General features: G+C 71.9%; 19 protein-coding genes. 12 read left to right on the forward strand and 7 right to left on the reverse strand.

The window, feature by feature from the left end:
* Positions 1 to 123: 123 nt before the first annotated feature.
* Complete coding sequence (locus ACQP0T_RS03130; protein ID WP_345367333.1) at positions 124 to 918, forward strand: GH25 family lysozyme; 795 nt, start codon at positions 124 to 126, stop codon at positions 916 to 918.
* Positions 919 to 934: 16 nt separating this feature from the next.
* On the opposite strand, the gene ACQP0T_RS03135 is transcribed toward ACQP0T_RS03130, so the two are convergent.
* Positions 935 to 1966 carry a copper resistance D family protein gene (locus ACQP0T_RS03135; protein WP_433871206.1) on the reverse strand — a complete coding sequence of 344 codons (1032 nt, stop codon included), beginning with the start codon at positions 1964 to 1966 and terminating at the stop codon, positions 935 to 937.
* 829 nt (positions 1967 to 2795) lie between these two features.
* Here ACQP0T_RS03135 and ACQP0T_RS03140 point away from each other — a divergent pair.
* From ACQP0T_RS03140 to ACQP0T_RS03155, 4 genes are read left to right on the forward strand one after another with little or no spacing between them, the layout of a single operon-like run.
* Positions 2796 to 3737 carry a hypothetical protein gene (locus ACQP0T_RS03140; RefSeq protein ID WP_433871207.1) on the forward strand — a complete coding sequence of 314 codons (942 nt, stop codon included), beginning with the start codon at positions 2796 to 2798 and terminating at the stop codon, positions 3735 to 3737.
* Positions 3734 to 4969, forward strand: a complete 1236-nt coding sequence (locus tag ACQP0T_RS03145; protein WP_433871208.1) for a glycosyltransferase — start codon at positions 3734 to 3736, stop codon at positions 4967 to 4969. The genes ACQP0T_RS03140 and ACQP0T_RS03145 overlap by 4 nt, the downstream gene beginning before the upstream one ends.
* A 1-nt stretch (position 4970) precedes the next feature.
* Positions 4971 to 6074 (forward strand): alpha/beta fold hydrolase, encoded by a 1104-nt coding sequence (locus ACQP0T_RS03150; RefSeq protein WP_433871209.1) that lies wholly within the window; start codon positions 4971 to 4973, stop codon positions 6072 to 6074.
* The gene (locus ACQP0T_RS03155; protein WP_433871210.1) at positions 6071 to 7735 is read left to right on the forward strand and encodes a glycosyltransferase family 4 protein; all 1665 of its coding nucleotides are present in this window, start codon (positions 6071 to 6073) and stop codon (positions 7733 to 7735) included. Before ACQP0T_RS03150 ends, ACQP0T_RS03155 begins: the two co-directional genes overlap by 4 nt.
* Positions 7736 to 7799: 64 nt before the next feature.
* Here the strand turns inward: ACQP0T_RS03155 and ACQP0T_RS03160 are convergent, their stop codons facing one another.
* On the reverse strand, positions 7800 to 8240 hold the full coding sequence (locus ACQP0T_RS03160) for a peptidase inhibitor family I36 protein (protein WP_433871211.1): 441 nt from the start codon (positions 8238 to 8240) through the stop codon (positions 7800 to 7802).
* A gap of 224 nt (positions 8241 to 8464) precedes the next feature.
* Between ACQP0T_RS03160 and ACQP0T_RS03165 the strand changes: the two genes are divergently transcribed.
* The gene (locus ACQP0T_RS03165; protein WP_433871212.1) at positions 8465 to 10120 is read left to right on the forward strand and encodes an FAD-binding dehydrogenase; all 1656 of its coding nucleotides are present in this window, start codon (positions 8465 to 8467) and stop codon (positions 10118 to 10120) included.
* 61 nt (positions 10121 to 10181) lie between these two features.
* Positions 10182 to 10457: a YrhK family protein gene (locus ACQP0T_RS03170; RefSeq protein ID WP_433871213.1), complete on the forward strand. Its 276-nt coding sequence runs from the start codon at positions 10182 to 10184 to the stop codon at positions 10455 to 10457.
* Here the strand turns inward: ACQP0T_RS03170 and ACQP0T_RS03175 are convergent.
* The 3 genes from ACQP0T_RS03175 to ACQP0T_RS03185 all read right to left on the reverse strand — a co-directional run bounded on the left by ACQP0T_RS03175 (position 10454) and on the right by ACQP0T_RS03185 (position 13103).
* Positions 10454 to 10798: a hypothetical protein gene (locus ACQP0T_RS03175; RefSeq protein WP_345367315.1), complete on the reverse strand. Its 345-nt coding sequence runs from the start codon at positions 10796 to 10798 to the stop codon at positions 10454 to 10456. The two genes, ACQP0T_RS03170 and ACQP0T_RS03175, sit on opposite strands and share 4 nt — an antisense overlap.
* A 296-nt stretch (positions 10799 to 11094) precedes the next feature.
* Positions 11095 to 12687, reverse strand: a complete 1593-nt coding sequence (locus ACQP0T_RS03180) for a solute symporter family protein (protein WP_433871214.1) — start codon at positions 12685 to 12687, stop codon at positions 11095 to 11097.
* Positions 12684 to 13103, reverse strand: a complete 420-nt coding sequence (locus ACQP0T_RS03185) for a DUF485 domain-containing protein (RefSeq protein WP_345367311.1) — start codon at positions 13101 to 13103, stop codon at positions 12684 to 12686. The genes ACQP0T_RS03180 and ACQP0T_RS03185 overlap by 4 nt, the downstream gene beginning before the upstream one ends.
* Before the next feature lie 666 nt (positions 13104 to 13769).
* Here ACQP0T_RS03185 and ACQP0T_RS03190 point away from each other — a divergent pair.
* The 4 genes from ACQP0T_RS03190 to ACQP0T_RS03205 all read left to right on the forward strand — a co-directional run bounded on the left by ACQP0T_RS03190 (position 13770) and on the right by ACQP0T_RS03205 (position 18178).
* Entirely contained in the window at positions 13770 to 16571 is a 2802-nt protein-coding gene (locus ACQP0T_RS03190) for a nitrate- and nitrite sensing domain-containing protein (RefSeq protein WP_433871215.1), read from the forward strand.
* Positions 16572 to 16610: 39 nt separating this feature from the next.
* Positions 16611 to 17030, forward strand: coding sequence for a roadblock/LC7 domain-containing protein (locus ACQP0T_RS03195; RefSeq protein ID WP_345367307.1), 420 nt, complete (start codon positions 16611 to 16613; stop codon positions 17028 to 17030).
* Between the two features lie 76 nt (positions 17031 to 17106).
* Positions 17107 to 17574 (forward strand): DUF742 domain-containing protein, encoded by a 468-nt coding sequence (locus ACQP0T_RS03200; protein ID WP_345367305.1) that lies wholly within the window; start codon positions 17107 to 17109, stop codon positions 17572 to 17574.
* On the forward strand, positions 17555 to 18178 hold the full coding sequence (locus ACQP0T_RS03205) for a GTP-binding protein (RefSeq protein WP_369774887.1): 624 nt from the start codon (positions 17555 to 17557) through the stop codon (positions 18176 to 18178). Before ACQP0T_RS03200 ends, ACQP0T_RS03205 begins: the two co-directional genes overlap by 20 nt.
* Positions 18179 to 18226: 48 nt before the next feature.
* On the opposite strand, the gene ACQP0T_RS03210 is transcribed toward ACQP0T_RS03205, so the two are convergent.
* Entirely contained in the window at positions 18227 to 19039 is an 813-nt protein-coding gene (locus ACQP0T_RS03210; RefSeq protein ID WP_433871216.1) for an SAM-dependent methyltransferase, read from the reverse strand.
* A gap of 538 nt (positions 19040 to 19577) precedes the next feature.
* Between ACQP0T_RS03210 and ACQP0T_RS03215 the strand changes: the two genes are divergently transcribed.
* Positions 19578 to 20309 (forward strand): decaprenylphospho-beta-D-erythro-pentofuranosid-2-ulose 2-reductase, encoded by a 732-nt coding sequence (locus tag ACQP0T_RS03215; protein WP_345367299.1) that lies wholly within the window; start codon positions 19578 to 19580, stop codon positions 20307 to 20309.
* Between the two features lie 128 nt (positions 20310 to 20437).
* Here the strand turns inward: ACQP0T_RS03215 and ACQP0T_RS03220 are convergent, their stop codons facing one another.
* Positions 20438 to 21163, reverse strand: coding sequence for a dienelactone hydrolase family protein (locus ACQP0T_RS03220; protein ID WP_433871217.1), 726 nt, complete (start codon positions 21161 to 21163; stop codon positions 20438 to 20440).
* Between the last annotated feature and the right edge of the window lie 120 nt (positions 21164 to 21283).

The following is a 21283-nucleotide window of genomic DNA, read 5'->3' on the forward strand; positions in this document are numbered from 1 at the left end:
ACACACCGAAAACACGCGGGAATCGACCGACCGGGTGGGGATCTTGACCTGAACGGCGGGAGTCCGGAACTGTTCGGCTTCGATAGTTTGGCTCAGCACGACGCCGTTCACAGGGGGTACCACATGGCAGTGCGCATTCCGGGAATCGACGTGGCGCGGTACCAGGGCGAGCCGGACTGGGGTGCGGTGCGCGGGGCGGGATACGCCTTCACCTACATCAAGGCGACCGAGGGCATCGGCTACGTCAGCCCGACGCTCGACGCCCAGCTCGCCGGTGCGCGGGGCGCCGGGATGGTCACCGGGCTCTACCACTACGCCCGCCCGGACACCAACACCCCGCAGCAGGACGCCGCCGACTTCGCCGCGCAGCTCCACCGGCTCGGCTCCAGCGCGCCGGGGAACCTCCCGCCGTGCCTGGACATCGAGACCGACGCGCCGAACCTGGCGGGCTGGGTCAAGGGGTTCATCGACGCCATCCGGGGCCACACCGGCAGGCACGAGGTCGTCGTCTACGCCTCGACCTCGTGGTTCAGCGGCAAGCTCGGCACCGACTCGTGGATCGACCCCGGCGTGTCGCTGTGGGTCGCCCACTACGGCCGCGCCCCCGGGGAACCCGGTTACCTCACCGACCGCGTGGTGATGCACCAGCACTCCTCCGAGGGGCAGGTGCCGGGGATCGCGGGCAACACCGACCTCAACGTCTCGATGGTCGACCTGGCGGTCCTCACCGGTGGGGCACCCGCGCCGCCACCGCCACCGCCGCCACCGCCCGTCGAGACCTACGTCGTCCAGCCCGGCGACACCCTCAGCGAGATCGGGCAGCGGCTCGGCGTCGACTGGCGCGCCATCGCGGAGTTCAACGGCATCACCGACCCGAACCTCATCTACGTGGGGCAGGTGCTGCGCATCCCGCGCTAACCCGGGCTCGTCGCGCTCAGAGGACGACCGGCGACCGGGCGAGGACCGAGCCGAGGCCGTAGGCGACGCCCATCACCGCGATCTCGGCGGTGGCCCAGCCGACCAGCGCGGTCGGCCGGTGCCGGGCGATCCGGGGAAGCAGCCGGAACCGCAGCCGCGCCGCGATCGCCGCCAGCACCACCAGGCAGCCGACCTTGACCAGCGCGATCCGCCCGTAGCCGGTCGTGACCAGCCCGGCGAGCCCCGCGCCCGGCACGGCGAGCAGTTCCAGCAGCGCGTTGACCAGCCCGGAGGCGCCGACGACCAGCAGCGCGGCGGTGGCGATGCGGGAGAACCGGGGCATCGCCTCGGCCAGCAGCCCGCGCCGGGGCGCGACGAACAGCACCACCGCCAGCAGCCCACCGGCCCAGACGGCCGCGCCGAGCACGTGCAGCTCCACCGCCAGCGTGCCGAGCTGGTGCAGCCGCGCGTCGGTCGCGTGGCCGGTCAGCGGGATCGGCAGGTGCCCGAGCAGCGCGACGACCAGCGCCAGGTCGGCGGAGACCCAGGTGGGGCGGTGCACCGCTGCGAGCGCCAGCCCCGCGCACAGCAGCCCGGCGATCGCGCTGGCCAGCAGTCCCGCCCCGGCGGGCACGGTGCCGACGTAGTCGGCGATCAGCTCGGCGCTGACCGGTCGGCCGGGGCTGAGCTCGGCGGCCTGCAGCACCAGCGACAGCAGCGCGAACAGCATCCAGGCCAGGGCGGTGCCCGCGGCGGTCCGCCGGGCGGCGAGCAGCACCGGGCCCGTCCGGGACGACCGGGCACCGGTGAGCAGCCGGGGCAGCAGGCCCAGCCCGGCGGTGGCCAGGGCCGCGACGTCGAGCAGCACCCTGGCCACCGGCAGGCCGAGCCGCACGGCGGGGTCCGGCGATGCGAGGCCGGGGACCGTCCCGGCGGACGGCGTCGCGAGCAGCGCGGCCAGCAGCGCGCCGCCCAGCAGGGCGACCACGGCGAGCGCCTTCGGGCTGCGCGCGGACGTGCGCCGAGCTGCGTCGGAGTCGGTGGCCACCCGGGCATGGTCCCACCGGCGGATGCGCTGCCGGGCGCGGCGGGCCGGTCGTTTCGCGCGGCGGCTCACCTGTCGTAGTCGTGGTGTTCCGCTCGGCGAGGAAGTCCGGCGGGGTGATGTTCCCGACGAATGTCGTTTCGGTCACCGCATCGAGTTGATCTTCTTTTTCGCCATACCGCTGTTCGGAGCGGTTTCGCGGGAAAGGGCCGGGGAAAGCCGCGCTCCGCATATCCTCGGGGTGGAGGGACAGGGAGTGGCGTTTGTGCATTCCGTGAAAAGCAGGCGGCACCGTTGTTCTAGAGTCGGGCACGTGTATCCGGCGGGCAGCGCGCACGCACGCGCGGTGGCGTCCGGCGCGCCGTGCGTCGACGCGGTGGTCCAGCGCGGGTTCTTCCGCGCCGATTCGGCGGGACGTCGGCTCCTGTTCATCGAGCGGGGTCACCCTGGCCCGCGTGCCGGCTCGGTGCCCGGTGCTGGGAGGTGAGCGCGGTGCGGTCGTGCCGTCGTCGCCGGTCAGCGCGAGCCCGGGTAGTCCCGGGGCGGCCCCTGGAACGTCTCGGGGTAATCAGGGGTCGATCCCCGGATGTGGGTACCCCGTACGAGACGCGAGATTGATGTGTGTGGACGAGCAGCGAAGGCGAGTGACGCCGGTGAACGGCCCAGAGGCGCGTCGCCGACCCGGGCGGGGCGGCCCGCGATCGGGTTCGGTTTCGACGAGCGCCGTGATCCACGCACTAGGGTGTTCGGCAGCCGGACGATTCCGCCGTACGCCGAAGAGGGCTGACCCCACCGTGCTCCACCGATCGCCCGACGCCGGGCGTGGTCCGCGATGACCGCGCTGGCGGTGCTGCTCGCCGCGCTCGGGGCCATCGGGCAAGCAGCGGGCGCCCGCATGCAGCACGGAGCGGTCCACGACACCATCGGCGACCAGGGCTTCGGCCTGCGCTCGCAGGCGCGGCTGGTGCGCAACTCGCGCTGGCTGCTCGGGCTGCTCTCGCTGGGCGGCGGCACCCTGCTGCACGCGGTGGCGCTGGGGCTGGCGCCGCTGTCGGTGGTGCAACCGGTGGGCGTGCTGGCGCTGCCGATCACCGTGCTGCTCAGCCTGCGGAGTTCCGGTACCCGGGTGCGCGACCTGGACGCCCAGGTGTTCTTCTCCGTGGCGGCCGCTACGAGCGGGGTCGCCGCGTTCGTGTTCCTCGCGGCGGGCAGCGCGAAGGCGACCGCGGTGTCGCAGGACGCCCAGATGACGGCGACCCAACTGGTGGCGGGCGCCGTCCTCGTGCTGGGCGTGCTGGCGGCGCTGACCCGCTCCAAGGTCCGCTGCGTCCTGTTCGCGGCGGCGTGCGCGGTGGCCTACGCGTACGTGTCGCTGCTGGTGCGCGCGGTCAGCCAGCAGTTGCGGACCATCGAGCTGCTGGACATCAACCCGCTCCCGCTGCTGGGCATCCCGGTGGCGGTGGTGCTGGGCGGCTGGCTGTTGCAGCACGCCTACGCCAGCGGGCCGCCCGAGCTGGTGGTGGCCTGCCTGACCGTGATCGATCCGCTGGTGGCCGTCGGCCTGGGCATCGGCCTGCTCGGGGAGGCCGACGAGGTCGGCACCTGGACCGCCGTCGGCGAGATCGGCTGCGCGGTGGTGGCCTGCCTGGGCGTGTTCGCCCTCGCCAGGTACCACCCCGAGACCAAGGAACGACGAGTACCCGCCACCGTGGCCGGCAGCAGTGGGCTGTCCGGACCGAGTTCGACAGATCGTCCTGACGGGAGTTCCCCTTGACTTCGCAACCGTTCAGCCGGCGCTCGCTCCGCATCGTGGTCGGCGCGGTGACCTACCCGCCCGACGTGAACGGGGCAGCGAACTTCGGGCACCGCCTCGCCGTGGGCATGGCGCGGCGCGGCCACGACGTGCACGTCATCTGCCACTCGGCGACCGGTGAGAGCACGACGCAGGTGGAGGACGGGGTCACGGTGCACCGCGTCGGTTCGTACCGGACGCCGGTCCACCCCGCGATCCGGTTCTGCCCGCCGTGGCGCGCGGCCGCCGAGGCCGACCAGCTCCTCGAGGACCTGCAGCCCGACGTGGTGCACGTGCAGTCGCACTTCTTCATCTGCCGCGGCCTGATCAACGCGGCGCGCAAGCGGGGCATCGGGCTGGTGGCCACCAACCACTTCATGCCGGAGAACATCTTCGGGTACTTCAAGGTGCCCGGCATGCTGCAGAAGGCCGCCGCCCGGTTGTTGTGGGACCACTTGGTCAAGCACTACCGCAAGGCGCACCTGGTCACCGCGCCCACGCCGCGCGCGGTGCAGCTGCTGCAGGACAACGGCTTCACCGACCGGGCGGTGCCGGTGTCCTGCGGCATGGACGTCGAGCTGTACCGGCGCCGCGCCGAGGCCTACCGCGCGCAGCAGCCCGACGGCACCACCCGCACCGTGCTGTTCGTCGGGCGCCTCGACGAGGAGAAGCACATCGACGACCTGCTGCGGGCGATGTCGCTGCTGCGCACCGACGCCCCGACCCGGCTGGAGATCGTCGGTGACGGTCCGCGGCGGGCCGCGTTCGAGGAGCTCGCGGCCGAACTCGGCGTCGCCGACCGGGTCCACTTCGCCGGGTACGTCGACGAGGACGAGCTGCTGGACGCCTATGCGCGCGCGGACCTGTTCTGCATGCCCAGCATCGCCGAGCTGCAGAGCCTCGCCACCATGGAGGCGATGTCCGCGGGCACGCCCGTGGTGCTGGCCAACGCGATGGCGCTGCCGCACCTGGTCAAGCCCGGCAAAAACGGGTGGCTCTACCCGCCGCGCGACGTCCACGCGCTGGCCAGCGCCATCGACGACGTGCTCGACGACCGGGCGACCATCGACCGGATGGGCGCGGCGAGCCAGCACCTCGTCTCCCAGCACGACATCGACGTCGTGCTCGGCCGGTTCGAGTCGATCTACCGGCACGCGATCGACCCCGACGACATGGCCGAGCTCGACGAGCTGCGCACCGAACTGGCGAGCTGAGATGACCACCTCCGATCCCGTGGAGCGCACCTGCCGTCTCGGCGGTGCGGACGTGCACTACTGGAGCTACCGCGATGCGCTCGCGGCCGGCGGCCCGGCGACCGACGTGCGCCGGCACGACGCCGAGGTCACGGCACCGCGCCCTGCGGAGCGCGCCCGGGCCACCGCCGCGCCGTCCGGTGAGGTCACGGCGCCCGTGGCCGCGGGCGGGGTGACCGCGGACGGTGCGGCGACCGCGCCCGGCCGCCCGGGCGGCGACGCCGCTCCGGCGGCACCGGACGTCGGCTCCCGGACGGACGTCGACCTCCCGCCGGACGCGGACGGGACTCCGGTCGTGATGGTGCACGGCCTGCGCGGCACCCACCACGGCCTCGAGCTGATCGCGGACGGCCTGCCGGACCGCAACGTGGTGATCCCGGACCTGCCCGGCTACGGCGCCTCCGGCCCGCTGACCACCGGGCGGCACGACGTGGCCGGGTACGCGCGGGTGATCGCCGAGCTGATCGAGCACCTCGGCGGGCGGGAACGGCCCGTGGTGCTGCTGGGTCATTCCTTCGGCTCGATCGTCGCCGCCCGGGTGGCCGCCGAGCATCCGGAGCTGGTGCACCGGCTGGTCCTGGTCAACCCGATCGCGACGCCCGCGCTGCGCGGACCGCGGGTGCTGCTGTCCAAGCTCACCGCGGGCTACTACGCGGTGGGCAAGGCGCTGCCGGACCGGCTGGGCACCGCTCTGCTGTCCCACCGGCTGATCGTGCTCGGCGCCAGCCGCGCCATGACGCGGACGAAGGACGCGCGGCTGCGCGCCTTCATCGACAGCAGCCACCTCCAGCACTTCAGCAGCTTCCACAGCCCGGAGGTGCTCAGCGAGACCTTCGACGCCTCCGTGTCGCACACCGTCGCCGATCACGCCGCCGCGCTGCGGATGCCCGTGCTGCTGATCGCGGGGGCCACCGACGACATCGCCCCGGTGGACGGGCAGCGGGTGCTGACCGCCCGCATCCCGCGCGGGAAGCTCGTCGTGCTGCCCGACGTCGGGCACCTCGTGCACTACGAGACCCCCGAGGCGGCGGCCGGAGCCATCACCGAGTTCCTCGGAGAAGCATGAACCGCGCTGCCCCCGGCGGAACCCCGCCCGAGCACCCGGCCTCCGACGACATTGCCCCCGGTGATGCGTCGGTCGGCCACCCGGGACCTGACCGCACACCGGCCGGTGGCCCGGCGCCCGGCGACCCGGCCCTCGGCGACCCGGCCCTCGGCGACCCGGCCCTCGGTGGCACGGCTTCCGATGGCACGGCATCCGAGGGCGCACCGGGCTACGACGCGGGGACCGACGACGCGGCGTCCGACCGCGCCGACACGATGACGGTGGTCGTCGACGCGCGCTGGACCCGCACCGACACCCACGATGGCATCAGCCGCTACGGCGCCAGCCTGATCGAGGCACTGCACCACCTCCATCCCGTGACGATGCTGATCCACGACGAGCGCCAGCTCGCGCTGCTGCCCAGCGGGGTGCCGCACGTCAAGGTGAACAGCCCGTTCTCCCCGCGCGAGCTCTGGTTGTCCCGCACGCTCAACCGGCTCGGGGCCGACGTGGTGTTCAGCCCGTTGCAGATCATCGGCGGTTTCCGCCGCCGGTACCGGCTCATCCTCACCCTCCACGACTTGATCTACTACCGGCACCCTGATCCGCCGGGCTTCCTCCCCGCTCCGGTGCGGTTGGCCTGGCGGCTGTACCACAAGGCGTTCTGGCCGCAGCGCGTGATGCTCGACCGCGCCGATGCGGTGGTCACGGTGAGCGAGACGACCCGGACGCTGATGGCCGAGCACCGGCTCACCCGCCGACCGATCACCGTCGTCCCCAACGCACCCAGCCCGCCGTCCACATCGGACGACGACGCGACCTCGGTCGCGGCACCGGAGGCCGACGACCTGACCGCCGCCGCGCCGACCGGGATCGACGCCCCCGCAGTCGCCGATCCGACGGACGCCGATCCGACGGACGTCGAGCCGACGGACGTCGAGCCGACGGACGCCGGGCCGACGGGCGCTGAATTGATGGACGCTGGGCCGTCCCGAACTGGGCCGGGGACCGGACCCCGAGCGGAGGGCGCCGGGCCGACCGATGCCGTCGCGCCGTCGTCCGGGGGCGGGGCGCGTTCCCGGACCGCCGGTGGCGACGGTTCCGGCGCGACGGCGGTGGACCGCGCTCCGGCCGAGCGGAGCGACCAGGCCGCGGCGCCGGGGCAGCGGTGCGACCTCGTGTACATGGGGTCGTTCATGCCGTACAAGAACGTGGAAACCCTGATCGAGGGCATGGCTTTCCTTCCTGGCCACCGGCTGCACCTGGTGAGCCGGATCGTGCCCCGGCGGGAAGCGGAACTGCGCGCGCTGCTGCCCGCCGGTGCGGACGTGGTGTTCTGGCGCGGGATCAGCGAGGCCGACTACCTGGAGCTGCTCGGCGGGGCCGCGGCCTTGGTCACGGCCTCCCGGGACGAGGGCTTCGGCCTGCCGATCATCGAGGCGATGAACGCGGGCACCCCGGTGGTGTGCAGCGACCTGGCGATCTTCCACGAGGTGACCGGCGGTCACGCGGCGTTCTTCGACCCGGGTTCGGCGGAGGGCTTCGCCGCCGCCGTGCGCGAGGTCGTCGATCCGCAGGTCCGGGACCGGCTCGTCGAGTCGGCCCGCGGGCAGGCGGCGGAGTTCACCTGGGCGTCGTCCGCCGCCCGCCTGCTGGAGCTGATGCGTCGGCTCGCCGGCTGAGCACCGGCCCCGGACCGCCGGAACGATGCGCGCCCGCACGAGCGGTTCGGGTCCGGCGGAGTCCTCAGTGCGTCCAGATCTGGATCGCCCGGGCCACGTACGACGCTTCGGGCACGTGCGAGCCCGTCGGGAACGTGGCGAACTCCGCTTCCGTCGCGCAGGTGGGGTCCTGGTAGACGGTGACTGGGCGACCGGTGTTGTTGATGAACGACTGCGCTTCGAGCTCCTTCGGCAGCGCGACGCACCGCTCCAGCACCGTGCCCGGTACCTCCGCGTGATGGCTGCGCCCGACGTGCCCGGACCCGGACCACGCGCAGAACGTCTGCGCGGGACAGGGGGTCTCCGGTTGTCCTGCGTGGACGGTCGGACTGCTGATCAGCACGGCGGCGAGGGCGAGCACCAGGGCGGTGAGCAACTGCCGCAGGCCGGTCGCGAGGCCGGGCGAGCGGTGCCCCCGGATCGCGGCGCGGCGGGTGGTCTCCTGGTTCGTGGCGCACGTGGACATGCGGGAACTCCTTCCCTAGCGGGGATTTCGCGGAACGGACCGGAACGGGCCCGATGGGGCAAGATTCCCGAAGACGTGATCGCGGCGCCAGCACATTCATCGGATACACCCCGACCGGGTGCAATTCCTCGAAAAATCCGCGAAAACTGCACGAAAAAGCCCTCGGAACAGCGCGTGCGCGCCGGGTACAGTCGATCCCGGTCACCGAGGACGGAGGGTCGGCAATGGCGCGGATCGCTGATGTCATCGTGGTGGGCGCCGGGCTCGCGGGCCTGGTCGCCGCGGCGGAGCTGGCCGATGCCGGACGGCGCGTCGTGGTGCTCGACCAGGAGCCGGAGTCCTCCCTGGGCGGGCAGGCGCACTGGTCGTTCGGCGGGCTGTTCTTCGTCGGTTCCCCGGAGCAGCGGCGGCTCGGGGTCGACGACTCCGTCGAGCTGGCGTGGCAGGACTGGCTCGGCTCGGCCGGCTTCGACCGCCCCGAGGACCGCTGGCCGCGGCGGTGGGCGGAGGCGTACGTGGACTTCGCCGCCGGGGAGAAGCGCGCCTGGTTGTCCGGGCAGGGCGTGCGGTTCTTCCCGCTGGTGCAGTGGGCCGAACGCGGCGGGTACCTGGCCACCGGGCACGGCAACTCGGTGCCGCGCTTCCACATCGCCTGGGGCACCGGCCCGGGCGTGCTGGCACCGTTCCTGCGCCGGGTCCGCGCGGCGCAGGAGAGCGGGCTCGTCGAGCTGCGCTTCCGGCACCGGGTCAGCGGTGTGACCACCTCCGGTGGCGTGGTCACCGGCGTGCGCGGTGAGGTGCTGGCGCCCAGCGGTGCCGCGCGCGGTGAGCGGAGTTCGCGCGAGGTGGTCGGGGACTTCGAGCTGGGCGCGCAGGCCGTGGTGGTGACCTCCGGCGGCATCGGCGGCAACCTCGACCTGGTGCGGCGGAACTGGCCGACCGAGGCCGGTCCGGCGCCGCGCCGGATGATCTCCGGGGTGCCCGACCACGTCGACGGGCGGATGCTGGAGGTGGTGTCGGAGGCGGGTGGCCTGGTGATCAACCCGGACCGGATGTGGCACTACACCGAGGGCATCCGCAACCACTCCCCGGTGTGGAGCGAGCACGGCATCCGCATCCTGCCCGGTCCGTCGTCGCTGTGGCTGGACGCGACCGGCCGGCGGCTGCCGGCACCGCTGTTCCCGGGTTTCGACACCCTCGGCACCATGCGGCACATCGTCGGGACCGGCCACGACCACACCTGGTTCGTGCTCAACCGCAAGATCATCAGCCGGGAGTTCGCGCTGTCGGGTTCCGAGCAGAACCCCGACCTGACCGGGCGCAGCCTGCGGTTGCTGGCCCAGCGCGCCGGCGGCGGTACGCCCGGCCCGATCGCCGAGTTCCTCCGCAAGGGACTCGATTTCGTCGTCCGGCGCACCCCGGCGGCGCTGGCGCGCGGGATGAACGAGCTGGCCGGCTCGGAGCTGGTCGACCCGGCGGCGCTGGAGCGGCAGATCCGCGCGCGGGACCGCCAGGTCGCCTCGGGGCTCGGCAAGGACGAGCAGGTCAACGCGATCCGCACGGCCCGGCGGTACGCGGTGGACCGGTTGATCCGGGTGGCCGAGCCGCACGAGCTGCTCGACCCGGCCGCCGGACCACTGGTCGCGGTGCGGTTGTCGCTGCTGACCCGCAAGACCCTCGGCGGGCTGGAGACCGACCTGGACGGGCGCGTGCTCCGCGCCGACGGCACGCCGCTGCCGGGCGTGTACGCCGCGGGTGAGGTCGCCGGATTCGGCGGTGGCGGGCTGCACGGGTACCGGGCCTTGGAGGGCACCTTCCTCGGTGGTTGCCTGTTCTCCGGCCGCCAGGTCGGGCGCGCGGTGGCCCGCTCCGTAGCCTGACCCCTCCACCTGCGCCGACGTGCGTCGTGCGCGCGGTCCGGCCCGCACCGACACTCGGTGGATGCCTGAGCCCGCGAACTCGCTGACGATCCGGATCGGCCACGAGGAGCTGCTGATCCGGCGCCGCTACGAGGTGCTGAGCATCATCAACGACTTCCTGATCGCGCTGTGGTTCGCGGCGGGCAGCGTCCTGTTCTTCGACGAGGCCACCGCGACCGCCGGGACCGTGCTGTTCCTGCTGGGCAGCGTGGAGCTGGCGATCCGGCCGGTGATCCGGCTGGCCAGGCACGTGCACCTGCGCCGGTTCCGGCCGAACGCCTCCGAGCAGGACTTCTAGCCGAGGTGGCAGGCCGAGGCGAATCCCTTCGCCGACGTGCGGGCATTGGTGATTTCGAACCATTCCGAATTGGTGGTTCCGTCCGGGCACCGCACCGGTTCGCCGATGACCTTCTGGTGCGTGGTGAGACCGTCTCCCGGATTGCCGTGGCCGACGATCGCCGATCCGGTCCCGGCTGCTTCGCGAAGGCGCACCCCGGGTGCGGTGAAGTCCGTGATCCAATTGCTCGCCACCCGGTCAGCCGCAGCGGCGATGTCTTCCTTCAGCTCCATGGCCAGCGTGAACGCCTGCGTGCCCAGGCCCGTCGTGGGCAGTGCCGCGGCGATGGCGACGGCGATCAACCCGTTCCGAATGACACGTATCATTTTATGAACCCCCCAGTGCCCGATGGATCGCGGAAGCGAATTCCGCGGGTATCGCGTTGATCCGCATCGGGCGTGTTTCCGATGTTATTCGGGGGGCAAACCGAGCGCAGTGCGCCGAAGGGTAATGCGCTTGTGGGTGGCGCGGTGGTGACCGGCCGCGACGGGAAATCCCGCCGCGCGGGGGAACGCGGTGCTCCTGTGGGGGAGCGCGGCCAACATCGACCCGCTCCGAACAGGGCCGGTGGCGCGGGAGGCCACCGGCCCTGGCCGGATCAGGCGCCGCGCGAGCCGATCCCGGTGAGCGAGCGGACCTCCATCTCGTCCAGCCGCTCGGGGTCGGGCCGCTCCTTGCCGACGAACGTGCCGATGATCGCGAACAGGAACGACAGCGGGATGGACACGATGCCGGGGTTCTTCAGCGGGAAGAAGGCGAAGTCCACATCGGGCAGGATCGCCTCCGGTGCGCCGGAGACCACCGGGGAGAACACCACGAGCAGCAGGCACGCGCCGAGCCCGCCGTAGATGCCCCACAGCGTCCCGGTGGTGTTGAACCGCCGCCAGAACAGCGCGAACAGCAGGGTCGACAGGTTCGCCGAGGCGGCGAAGGCGAAGGCGAGCCCGACCAGGAACGCGATGTTCTGCCCGTTGACCAGGATGCCGCCGAGGATCGAGATGCCCCCGATGACCAGCGCGGTCATCCGCGCCACCTTGACCGTCTGGTCCGAGTCGGTCTTGCCCCGGCGCAGCACGTTGGCGTAGATGTCGTGGGCGAAGGAGGCCGATGCGGTCAGCGTCAGCCCGGCGACCACGGCGAGGATCGTCGCGAACGCCACCGCGGAGATGACGCCCAGCATCACGGTGCCGCCGATCTCGTAGGCCAGCAGCGGGGCGGCGGAGTTCTCGCCGCCCGGGGCGTTCACGATCGCCTCGGAGCCCACCAGCGCGGCGGCGCCGAAGCCGATGACCAGGGTGCACAGGTAGAAACCCGCCATCGACCAGGTCGCCCACACGACGGATCGGCGGGCCTCGCGGGCGTTGGGCACGGTGTAGAAGCGCATCAGCACGTGCGGCAGCCCGCCGACGCCGAGCACCAGGGCGAGCGACAGCGACAGGAAGTCGAGGTGCTCCAGGTCCGATCCGCCGTAGAGCAGGCCGGGGCCGAGGATGTCCCGCCCGTTCGGGTTGTTCGCGGCGGCCTCGGTGAGCAGGGCGGTGAAGTCGTAGCCGAACTTGCCGAACAGGAAGATCGTGATCAGCGCGACCGCCAGCAGCAGCATGGTGGCCTTGATGATCTGCACCCAGGTGGTGCCCTTCATGCCGCCGATGAGCACGTAGGCCATCATCACCAAGCCCACGACGGCGATCACGATCGCCTGCCCGCCCGTGCTGTGCACGCCGAGCAGCAGCGCGACGAGCCCGCCCGCGCCCGCCATCTGGGCGATCAGGTAGACGAAGGTGATGGCCAGCGTGGACACCGCCGCGGCGGCCCGCACCGGGCGCTGGCGCATCCGGAAGCTGAGCACGTCGCCCATCGTGAAGCGGCCGGTGTTGCGGACCCGTTCGGCGATGAGCAGCAGGTTGACCAGCCAGGCCACCAGGAAGCCGATGGAGTACAGGAAGCCGTCGTAGCCGTGCACCGCGATCGCCCCGGCGATGCCGAGGAACGAGGCGGCGGACAGGAAGTCGCCGGAGAGCGCGATGCCGTTCTGCGCACCGGTGAACCGGCCGCCGGCGGCGAAGTAGTCGCTGGAGGTGCGCTGACTGCTCACCCGGTAGACGACGAAGAGCGTGACCAGCACGAAGCCCGCGAAGATCACGGTGTTGAGCAGCGTGCTGTCCTCGGGGAGGACGGTGGTTTCGGTCATCGGTCGGCACCACCGGCGTTGCGGCGGATCTCGTCCACCGCGGGGTCGACGCGGCGCTGGGCGAAGGCCACGTAGAGCGACGTCAGGGCCACGGTGGTGACGAACTGGCCGATGCCGAGCAGCAGCCCGGCGTTGACCTCGCCGAACACCGGGGTGGCCATGAATTCCGGAGCGTAGGCGGCCAGCGCGACGTAGCTGAGGTACCAGATCAGGAAAAACGCCGTCGCGGGGAAAACGAACCATTTCACCCGGCGCCGGAGCGCCTGGAATTCAGCGCTCTGCTGGATCGCGGTGAAATCGACCGGTGCGTCGCTCTGCCGCACTGAGCTCTTGTCGATTCCGCCGAAGGTCGTCCGCGTTTTTCCGGCCTGGTCACGGGGCTTGCCGCGCAGCGCAGATTGCGTTGCGTTGCTCATGCATCCTTCCTGGAAGTGTACGGTTGACCAACAGGGTGGTGACCGCCGGCGGGGAATTCTAACCACCTCGCGAGCCGTCCCGACAGTGTGGTGATCGCCACCAGCGCACGCCGATTTTGCCTCCCGCTCGGTCGTCGCGGGCGTCCGGGTCGGTCACGATTCGGAAACGTCGAACGCGTTCGGTTACTGTGCGGTACTGGCAGGTCAACAGCGTGGCACGAGGTCGGACCCGGCTCCCGTCGGAATCTCCGCAGGTCCGCCATTGGTCCGAATGGCCGTAGCGCGGCTGAAAGGGTGAAAATGGGGCGGATCGACACCGCGCGGGCCGACCACACATGGTGACGTGGGCTGTTCGGGGGAAGCGAATGCCGAAAAAGCCCCCGGTGCTTTCCGCGGGCCGGGCCTCTATAGTGCGTGGCACTGAAAGACAGTCGGTGGATCGAGAAGGGCCGGCGACGGCAACCGTGTGTGTCCGGAATGCCCGTCCGCGCCGCGGCGGCGCGTCTGGCGAGTCCGCGCTGTGGGGCTCGATCGCGACTGGATTTCGTTCCAGACCAACCCAGACGACGATTGCGGGATCGCACGCATGCGCCGTTCGTTGACCATGAGCCCGACGAGGAGGCACCGGCCGAGCACCGCGCCGTCGGTGCGGTGGGGAGGCCGCCGGTGAGCGCTCGTCGCCGGGATGCGCTGCTGCAATGGCGGAACTGGTCGTTGCCGACGAAGTTGGCCGCCGTGGTGCTGGTGCCGGTGATCTTCGCGATCAGCCTCGGCATCGGGCAGATCCGGTGGCAGGTCGACCGGGCCGCCGAATTCGACCGGGTGGCCCAGGTGCTCGACGCGGTCGACCGGATCGAACCGATGCTGCTCGCGTTGCAGCGCGAGCGCACCCGGTCGGTCGAGTACCTGGTCGGTGACGCCCCCTCGGCGCAGCAGCTGGTGGCCGCCTCCGACCGCGCGGAAGCCGAACTGCACCAGGTCTTCGCGGGCCCGGCGGAGTTCAGCCCGGTGGTCGGCGACCGCTACGAGGAACTGCGGCCGATGCTCGACGGGCTGGGCGCGCTGCGCGAGCGGGTGGCGCAGCGGCAGATCGACCCGGGGCAGGTGATCGGCCAGTACAGCGCGGTGGTCACCGGCGTGATGTCCCTGGACCGGGCGCTGACCAGCACCGTGGCCGACCCGCGGCTGTCGAGCTCGGCGACCGCGCTGCAGGACGTGCTGGCCATGATGGAGGAGGTCCGCATCCAGCAGGCCTGGGTGCTGACCGGCCTCACCGACGGCACGATGCGCCCGGACGCGCTCAACGCCCTGCTCGGCTCGCGCGCCCGGCTGCTGAACAAGATCAGCGAGGCCCGCGCCACCGTCGCCGCGCGCTGGCAGGAGCGGCTGGACGCCACGGTGGCCGGTCCCGCCATCGCCGACCGCAACGCGATGCTGGCGCGCATCATCGGGGAGAGCTCCGACGATGAGTTCACCGGTGGTTTCTCGGTCACCCGGGAGCAGTGGAACCAGCGCTCGGAGGACTCGGTCGCGCTCATCGACGACGGTCACGACGACCTGGCCGCCGAGGTCCGGGAGCTGGCCGCGCAGTTCGAGGACGAGGCCAGCGACGCGGCCGGGTGGGACTCCGTGTGGCTGCTCGCGGCGCTGCTGGCCGCCACCGCGATGATCGTCCTGATCAGCAGGCAGCTGCTCGGCTCGCTGCGCCAACTGCGGCGCAGTGCGCTGGACTCGGCCGAGCACGAGCTGCCCGACGCCGTCGTCGCGATCCGGCACGGCGGCTCCGGCACCGCGGCGGTCACCCCGGTGCCGGTCACCACCAGCGAAGAGGTCGGCCAGGTGGCGCGGGCGTTCGACCAGGTCAACGCGCAGGCGCTGCGGCTCGCCTCGGAGCAGGCGGAGCTGCGCCGCGGCTACAGCGACGTGTTCGTCGGCGTCTCCCGGCGGAGCCAGAGCCTGCTGGAACGCCAGCTCCGGTTGTTCGAGGAGCTGGAGCAGGACGAGCAGGACCCCGACCAGCTCAGCCGGTTGTTCCAGCTCGACCACCTCGCGACCCGGATGCGGCGCAACAACGAGAACCTGATGGTGCTCTCCGGCAGCGACTTGGCCCGGCGGTTCAGCCGGCCCACTGAGCTGGCCGACGTGCTGCGGGCCGCGGTGTCGGAGATCGAGCAGTACCCGCGGGTGGTGGTGCAGCCGCCGCCGTCGATCCTGCTGCGCGGCAACACCGCCAGCGACCTGGTGCGGCTGGTCGCCGAACTGCTCGACAACGCGGCGAACTTCTCCTCGCCGGAGACCTCCGTGACGGTGTCGGGGTACCAGGCCGGGGACGGCAGCGTCGTGCTCGACGTGCTCGACGAGGGCATCGGCATGACCTACGAGGCCATCGACTCGGCCAACCAGCGGCTCGCCGACGTCGACGAGGACGACATCGCGTCCTCGCGCCGGATGGGGCTGTTCGTGGCCGGCCGGTTGGCCGCCCGGCACGGCGTCACCATCGAGCTGCACGGCGGCAGCGACGTCGAAGGCGTGCGGGCCACCGTGGTCATCCCCGCCGAGCACGTGATGTCCCAGAACCCGCCTGCCGGGGCGGCCGAGCGCTCGATCCCGTCGATGCCGGGGCTCGGTCTGTTCAGCACGCCGTCGGTCCCGACGCAGCAGGCGCCGGAGCCCGCGTTCCCGGCGTTCCCGCAGGTGTCGGCCCCGGAACCGACGCACCAGGGGCGGACGAACGGCTACGACGGCGTCGAATCGCCGTGGCGGGAACCCGAACCCAGGAACGACCTCTTCGCGCCGTCGGTGCCCCCGGACGTGCAGGACAGCCCGACGGCGCACCTGTTCGACGCTCCGATCGACGCGGCGCCCGCGTGGCCCAGCGCGCAACCGGAGCCGCAGCCCGAGCCGGAGCCGCGGCCCGAGCCGCCGCGCGCCCCGGCCCCGCCGGCGAGCACCTCGGAGTGGTTCCAGCCCGCGATGCCGGCGTCCGAGGGCGACTTCCAGTGGCCGACCGACCAGCCCGACGAGCAGCGCACCGAGTCGGGCCTGCCGCAGCGGGAACCGCGCGACTCCCGCAGTCCCGGGGACATCAGCAAGCAGATCGCCGAAGCCAACAACGGCGTCCACTTCGGACGCCTCAACGGCGCCGAGCAGCCCCCCGCGGAGGAACCCGCCGCGGAGGAGCCCGCATCCTTCGGGCTGGACGCGTGGAATTTCGCCGCCGACGACGCGCGGCAGGCGGCGGAGGCGGCGGCCAACCCGCAGCCGGACGAGTTCACCAACGCCGGGCTGCCCCGCCGGGTTCCCAAGGCGCACCTGGTGCCCGGCAGCGTCGGCGGGGGCTCGGGCACGGGCTCCGGCGGCGGTTCCGGCAGCCTCTTCCAGCGCGATCCGGAGCAGATGCGGGGGCGGCTGGCGGATTTCCAGAGCGGTTCCAGCCGAGGCCGACACCGGGCGACAGATGCCGAATGAGCACGACCTAGGCCGTCCCGGCGATGAACAGGAGGTTGCATGACTGCCCAGGAGATGATGTCCCGCCGGTTCGGCTGGCTGATCACCGACTTCACCGAGCGCGTGGCAGGCGTGGCGCACGCGGTCGTGGTCTCCGCCGACGGCCTGCTGCTGACCTCCTCGGCGCGGCTGCCCGGTGATCGCGCCGATCAGCTCGCGGCCGTGGCCTCGGGTCTGCTGAGCCTCACCCAGGGCTCGGCGACCTGCTTCGAGGCGGGGGAGGTCGTGCAGACGGTCGTCGAAATGGACCGGGGTACCCTGCTGCAGATGGGCATCAGCGACGGTTCGTGCCTCACGGTCCTCGCCGCGCCGCAGTGCGATATGGGGTTGATCGCCTACGAGATGACCATGCTGGTCGAGCGGGTCGGGCAAATGCTCACCCCAGAGCTCCGCTCGCACCTGCAGAGCCATCTGGTGTGAGGCCACCATGAGCAGACGCGCGAATCCATCGGGGCGTGGTGACTCGGACAGATCCGGGGACGACGCTTTCGCCGAAGTGCTCAACGGCTTCACGTTCGGCAGCAAACGCAGGAAGCGGAGGGAGGACCAGGCGGACGACCGCCACCGGAGCGCGGAGTCCGCTCCGGCCGACCGGTCCGAGACCGATCCGCGCCAGGACGAGGTCGAAGTCGCCTCCAGCATCCGGTCCTACACCTGGACCGGTGGCCGGACCCGCTCGAACTACGCGCTGGAAATCGAAACCCTGGTCAGCACCGGCGATGCCTACTGGCACGGGGCCGCGGTCCGGCTGGAGCACCAGTCGATCGCCGAGCTGTGCAGGCAGCCGCGCTCGGTGGCCGAGGTGGCGGCACTGCTGTCGGTTCCGATCGGCGTCGCGCGGGTGGTCTTGGCGGACATGGCCGAACTGGGTCTGGTGATCGTGCACCAGACCGTGAGCGAAAGCGGCAGCGCACCACACATGGTGTTGATGGAAAGGGTGTTGAGTGGACTCCGTCGGCTTTAGCGCGTCGCGCGGTGGCCCGGTGCCGCCGCAGGCGGAAAGTCGGGGTGGCACCACCTCGGCGAAGATCGTGATCGCCGGTGGTTTTGGCGTCGGCAAGACGACGTTCGTCGGCTCCGTCTCGGAGATCGTGCCGTTGACCACCGAAGCGGTGATGACCGAGGCGAGCCGGGGCGTGGACAACCTCGACGCGACACCGGACAAGCAGACGACGACCGTCGCGATGGACTTCGGCCGCATCTCGCTGGCCTCGGACCTCATCCTGTACCTGTTCGGAACCCCCGGGCAGCAGCGGTTCTGGTTCATGTGGGACGACCTGGTCAAGGGCGCGATCGGCGCGGTCGTGCTGGTGGACACCCGGCGGCTGGCCGATTCCTTCTCGGCCATCGACTTCTTCGAGGACCGCGGGCTGCCCTACCTGGTCGGCGTGAACTGCTTCGACGGCCAGATGCTCCACTCGGTGGAGCAGATCCGCGAGGCGATGGCGATCGGGCCGGAGGTGCCGATCGGTCCGTGCGACGCGCGGGACCGGGAATCGACCAAGCGGACGCTGATCGGGCTCGTCGAGCACGCGATGCGGGTGTGGACCAGCAGGCAGCCGCAGTGACCTCCTGTCGGGCGGGGGCCCGCTCACCGAGGCCCCGCCCGACGGTGCTCAGCGCTTGACGGCGACGCCGCCCAGGAGCAGGTGCGCGCCGTCGGATGCCGGGGTCAGCCGGGGACCGTCCGGCCACCACTCGAACGGATGCACCAAGCCGGGCTCGATCAGTTCGAGCTCGTGGAACATCGCCTCGATCGCCTCGCGGCTGCGGTAGTAGCAGCTGCCCATCAGCGCGTTGAACTTCTCCTGCGATTCCGCGGCGAGCTCGGCGCGCCTGCTGCCGTCGCCCGGGTTGTGCAGGTGCGAGATCGCCACGAACGATCCCGGCGCCAGCGCGTCGACGTAGGTGCGCATGAGGTCGGCCGGCCGCTCGTCGTCGGTGACGTGGTGCAGCGTGTTGCACTGGATCAGGCCGATGGGCCGGTCGAATTCCAGGTGCCGGGTCACCACGGGATCGGCGAGGATCTCCTCCGGGTTGCGCAGGTCGGCCACCGCGAAGCGGGTGTTCTCGTTCTCCTCCAGCAGCGCCCGGCCGTGCGCGGCCACCGACGGGTCGTTGTCCACGTAGACCACCCGCGCCTCGCAGTTGAGCCGCTGCGCCGCCTGGTGGGTGTTCTCCGCCGTGGGCAGCCCCGAGCCGAGGTCGAGGAACTGGTCGATCCCCGCGTGCCCGGCCAGGAACCGCACCACCCGGATCAGCCAGGCGCGGCAATCCCGCCCGACTTCCGCGGCCTCCGGCGCGAGGCGCAGGACCTGGTGGTAGACCTCCCGGTCGGCCTCGAAGTTGTCCTTGCCGCCGACGAACGCGTCGTAGACGCGGGCGATGCTTGGCTTGGTCGTGTCGATCGTCGGCTCGGTGCGTGCCATCGTGGTCCGTTCGGGTCGGGAGGGAAGTCGGCAACAAGGTTAGATGCCGCCGCGGCGCAGAGGAAGAGCCTTTTTGATCATGGTTTTCAGATGGTTTCCGCGGCGCGGCGCGGCACGGCCGGGCGGGCGACCGCCTGCGCTCCCGATCCGACATGCCGATGGGGCACTCGCCCGGGTGGTTCTTCCCAAAGTGAGGGCACCCTTGCCCGAGCCAGGGTCTTCTCAGTATGCGGCGGAGCCGCATGCGGTGCGGCCGTCAACCGGCACCGCGGCCCGTGCTCGGACGTGACCGCTCAGCGGTCTTCTCGCGAGGACAGCGCCGACGCCGGGTACGTCGTGGGTACATCACGAGGTGATCGGCGCAGCGAGGGGACCGCTGAGGTTCCGCCACCCGCATCGCCACGCAGGCCATTGACGAAAGCGGCCTATGTTGGACAAGGGTGCCCCTCACCTGGTGCTACGGCGGGTGACGCCCGGTCGTGGCTGGGCTGTGCGGGCTGCGTCGGGCGCGGTGGTCGCGGCTTGGGACACTGCCGGGATGAGCGGGACGGTGCTGGTGCTGGGCGGCCGGAGCGAGATCGGCCTGGAGGTGGCGCTGCGGTTGGTGCGGCGCGGGCACCGGAAGGTGGTGCTGGCGGCGCGCCGCAGCGGTGAGCTCGACGAGCCCGCGGAGCGGCTGCGGGCGGCGGGGGCGACCGAGGTGTCGCGGGTCGAGTTCGACGCCGACGACCTCGACGACCACGCGCGGGTGCTGGACGAGGCGGGACCGGTCGACGTCGCGGTGACCGCGTTCGGCATCCTCGGCGACCAGGCGCGCGCGGAATCCGACGCGGCGCACGCGGTGCGGATCGTGCACACCGACTACCTCGCGCACGTCAACGTGCTGACCCTGCTCGCCCAGCGGATGCGCGAGCGCGGCAGTGGCACCCTGCTGGTGTTCTCCTCGGTGGCGGGCGTGCGGGTGCGCCGGGCGAACTACGTCTACGGCTCGGCGAAGGCGGGGCTGGACGGGTTCGCCAGCGGGCTGGCCGACGCGCTGGTCGGCAGCGGGGTCCGGTTGGTCACCGTGCGGCCGGGCTTCGTGATCGGCCGGATGACCACCGGGATGGACCCCGCGCCGTGGTCGAGCACGCCGGACCAGGTGGCCGACGCGGCGGTGCGGGCCATCGAACGCGGGCGCCGCGAGGTGTGGGTGCCGGGCATCCTGCGCTGGGTGTTCGCCGCGATGCGCTTCGTCCCGCAACCGATCTGGCGGCGGATGCCCCGGTAGGTCACCCGCGCCCGCTCGTCGGTGCCCGAACGCATCCGCGGACCGCGGTGGTCCGGGCTCCGACGGCTTCGCCCGCCCCCGCTCGTCGGTGCGCGCGGTACGTCCGGCGGTGTGCCGCGAGGACCTGCTCAGCGGGGTGGGCGGCGGCGCGGTTCGGGCGGCTTGAAGTGGCCGCCGTCCGGGCCGGTGGGGCGCGGCACGCTCGCGCCCAGGTGCTCCTTGAAGAACCCGGCGGCCAGCGAGGAGACCTGCTCCAGGGCCCCGGGCTCCTCGAACAGGTGCGTCGCGCGGGGCACGATCTCGATCCGCGCGGAGGTCAGCATCTCGGCGGCCTGCCGGTTCAGGTTCAGCACCTCGCGGTCGGAGCCGCCGACGATGAGCAGCGTCGGGGCCCGCACGTCGGAGAGTTCCGCGCCGCCGAGGTCGGGCCGACCGCCTCGGGACACCAGGGCGCCGATCCGCCCGTCCCGGCGCGCGGCGACCTTGAGCGCCGCGGCGGCCCCGGTGCTCGCCCCGAACAGCCCGACGCCCATCGACCGGGTGGCGTCCCACTCGCCCAGGGCGTCGAGCGCGGCGCCGAGCCGCCCGGCGAGCAGGTCGATGTCGAAGCGCAGGTGCTGGGTGCGCTGGTCGAGGCGGGCTTCGTCCTCGGTGAGCAGGTCCATCAGCAGGGTGCCGAACCCGGCACCCTGCAGGGCCTCGGCCACCGAGCGGTTCCGGCCGCTGTGCCGGGAACTGCCCGAACCGTGCGCGAACAGCACCACCGATCTCGCCGCCTCCGGGATGACCAGATCACCGTCCAGGGCGTGTCCGTCGAACGCGATGCTCACCGGCTCCGACATCAGTTGCGCCATGCGGGCTCCCCTCGGGTTGCGCGGTTCCACCCACTGTGCCTGTGATCGTCGTCTCATGCGACACGGAGCCCGCTGCGCCTTCCGGGTGAAGTTGATCTGAGTGAGGGGCACCCTTGCCCA

Origin of the sequence: Saccharopolyspora sp. CA-218241, from assembly GCF_050954615.1 — a bacterium.
Classification (GTDB): Bacteria; Actinomycetota; Actinomycetes; order Mycobacteriales; family Pseudonocardiaceae; genus Saccharopolyspora; species Saccharopolyspora cebuensis.

What these genes read in the sequence shown, in the direction of transcription:
- ACQP0T_RS03185 (WP_345367311.1), bottom strand. Translation starts at nt 13,103, where the DNA reads ATGAGCAACGCAACGCAATCTGCGCTGCGCGGCAAGCCCCGTGACCAG.
- ACQP0T_RS03130 (WP_345367333.1), top strand. Translation starts at nt 124, where the DNA reads ATGGCAGTGCGCATTCCGGGAATCGACGTGGCGCGGTACCAGGGCGAG.
- ACQP0T_RS03160 (WP_433871211.1), bottom strand. Translation starts at nt 8,240, where the DNA reads ATGTCCACGTGCGCCACGAACCAGGAGACCACCCGCCGCGCCGCGATC.
- ACQP0T_RS03165 (WP_433871212.1), top strand. Translation starts at nt 8,465, where the DNA reads ATGGCGCGGATCGCTGATGTCATCGTGGTGGGCGCCGGGCTCGCGGGC.
- ACQP0T_RS03180 (WP_433871214.1), bottom strand. Translation starts at nt 12,687, where the DNA reads ATGACCGAAACCACCGTCCTCCCCGAGGACAGCACGCTGCTCAACACC.
- ACQP0T_RS03210 (WP_433871216.1), bottom strand. Translation starts at nt 19,039, where the DNA reads ATGGCACGCACCGAGCCGACGATCGACACGACCAAGCCAAGCATCGCC.
- ACQP0T_RS03140 (WP_433871207.1), top strand. Translation starts at nt 2,796, where the DNA reads ATGACCGCGCTGGCGGTGCTGCTCGCCGCGCTCGGGGCCATCGGGCAA.
- ACQP0T_RS03220 (WP_433871217.1), bottom strand. Translation starts at nt 21,163, where the DNA reads ATGGCGCAACTGATGTCGGAGCCGGTGAGCATCGCGTTCGACGGACAC.
- ACQP0T_RS03215 (WP_345367299.1), top strand. Translation starts at nt 19,578, where the DNA reads ATGAGCGGGACGGTGCTGGTGCTGGGCGGCCGGAGCGAGATCGGCCTG.
- ACQP0T_RS03155 (WP_433871210.1), top strand. Translation starts at nt 6,071, where the DNA reads ATGAACCGCGCTGCCCCCGGCGGAACCCCGCCCGAGCACCCGGCCTCC.
- ACQP0T_RS03170 (WP_433871213.1), top strand. Translation starts at nt 10,182, where the DNA reads ATGCCTGAGCCCGCGAACTCGCTGACGATCCGGATCGGCCACGAGGAG.
- ACQP0T_RS03195 (WP_345367307.1), top strand. Translation starts at nt 16,611, where the DNA reads ATGACTGCCCAGGAGATGATGTCCCGCCGGTTCGGCTGGCTGATCACC.
- ACQP0T_RS03150 (WP_433871209.1), top strand. Translation starts at nt 4,971, where the DNA reads ATGACCACCTCCGATCCCGTGGAGCGCACCTGCCGTCTCGGCGGTGCG.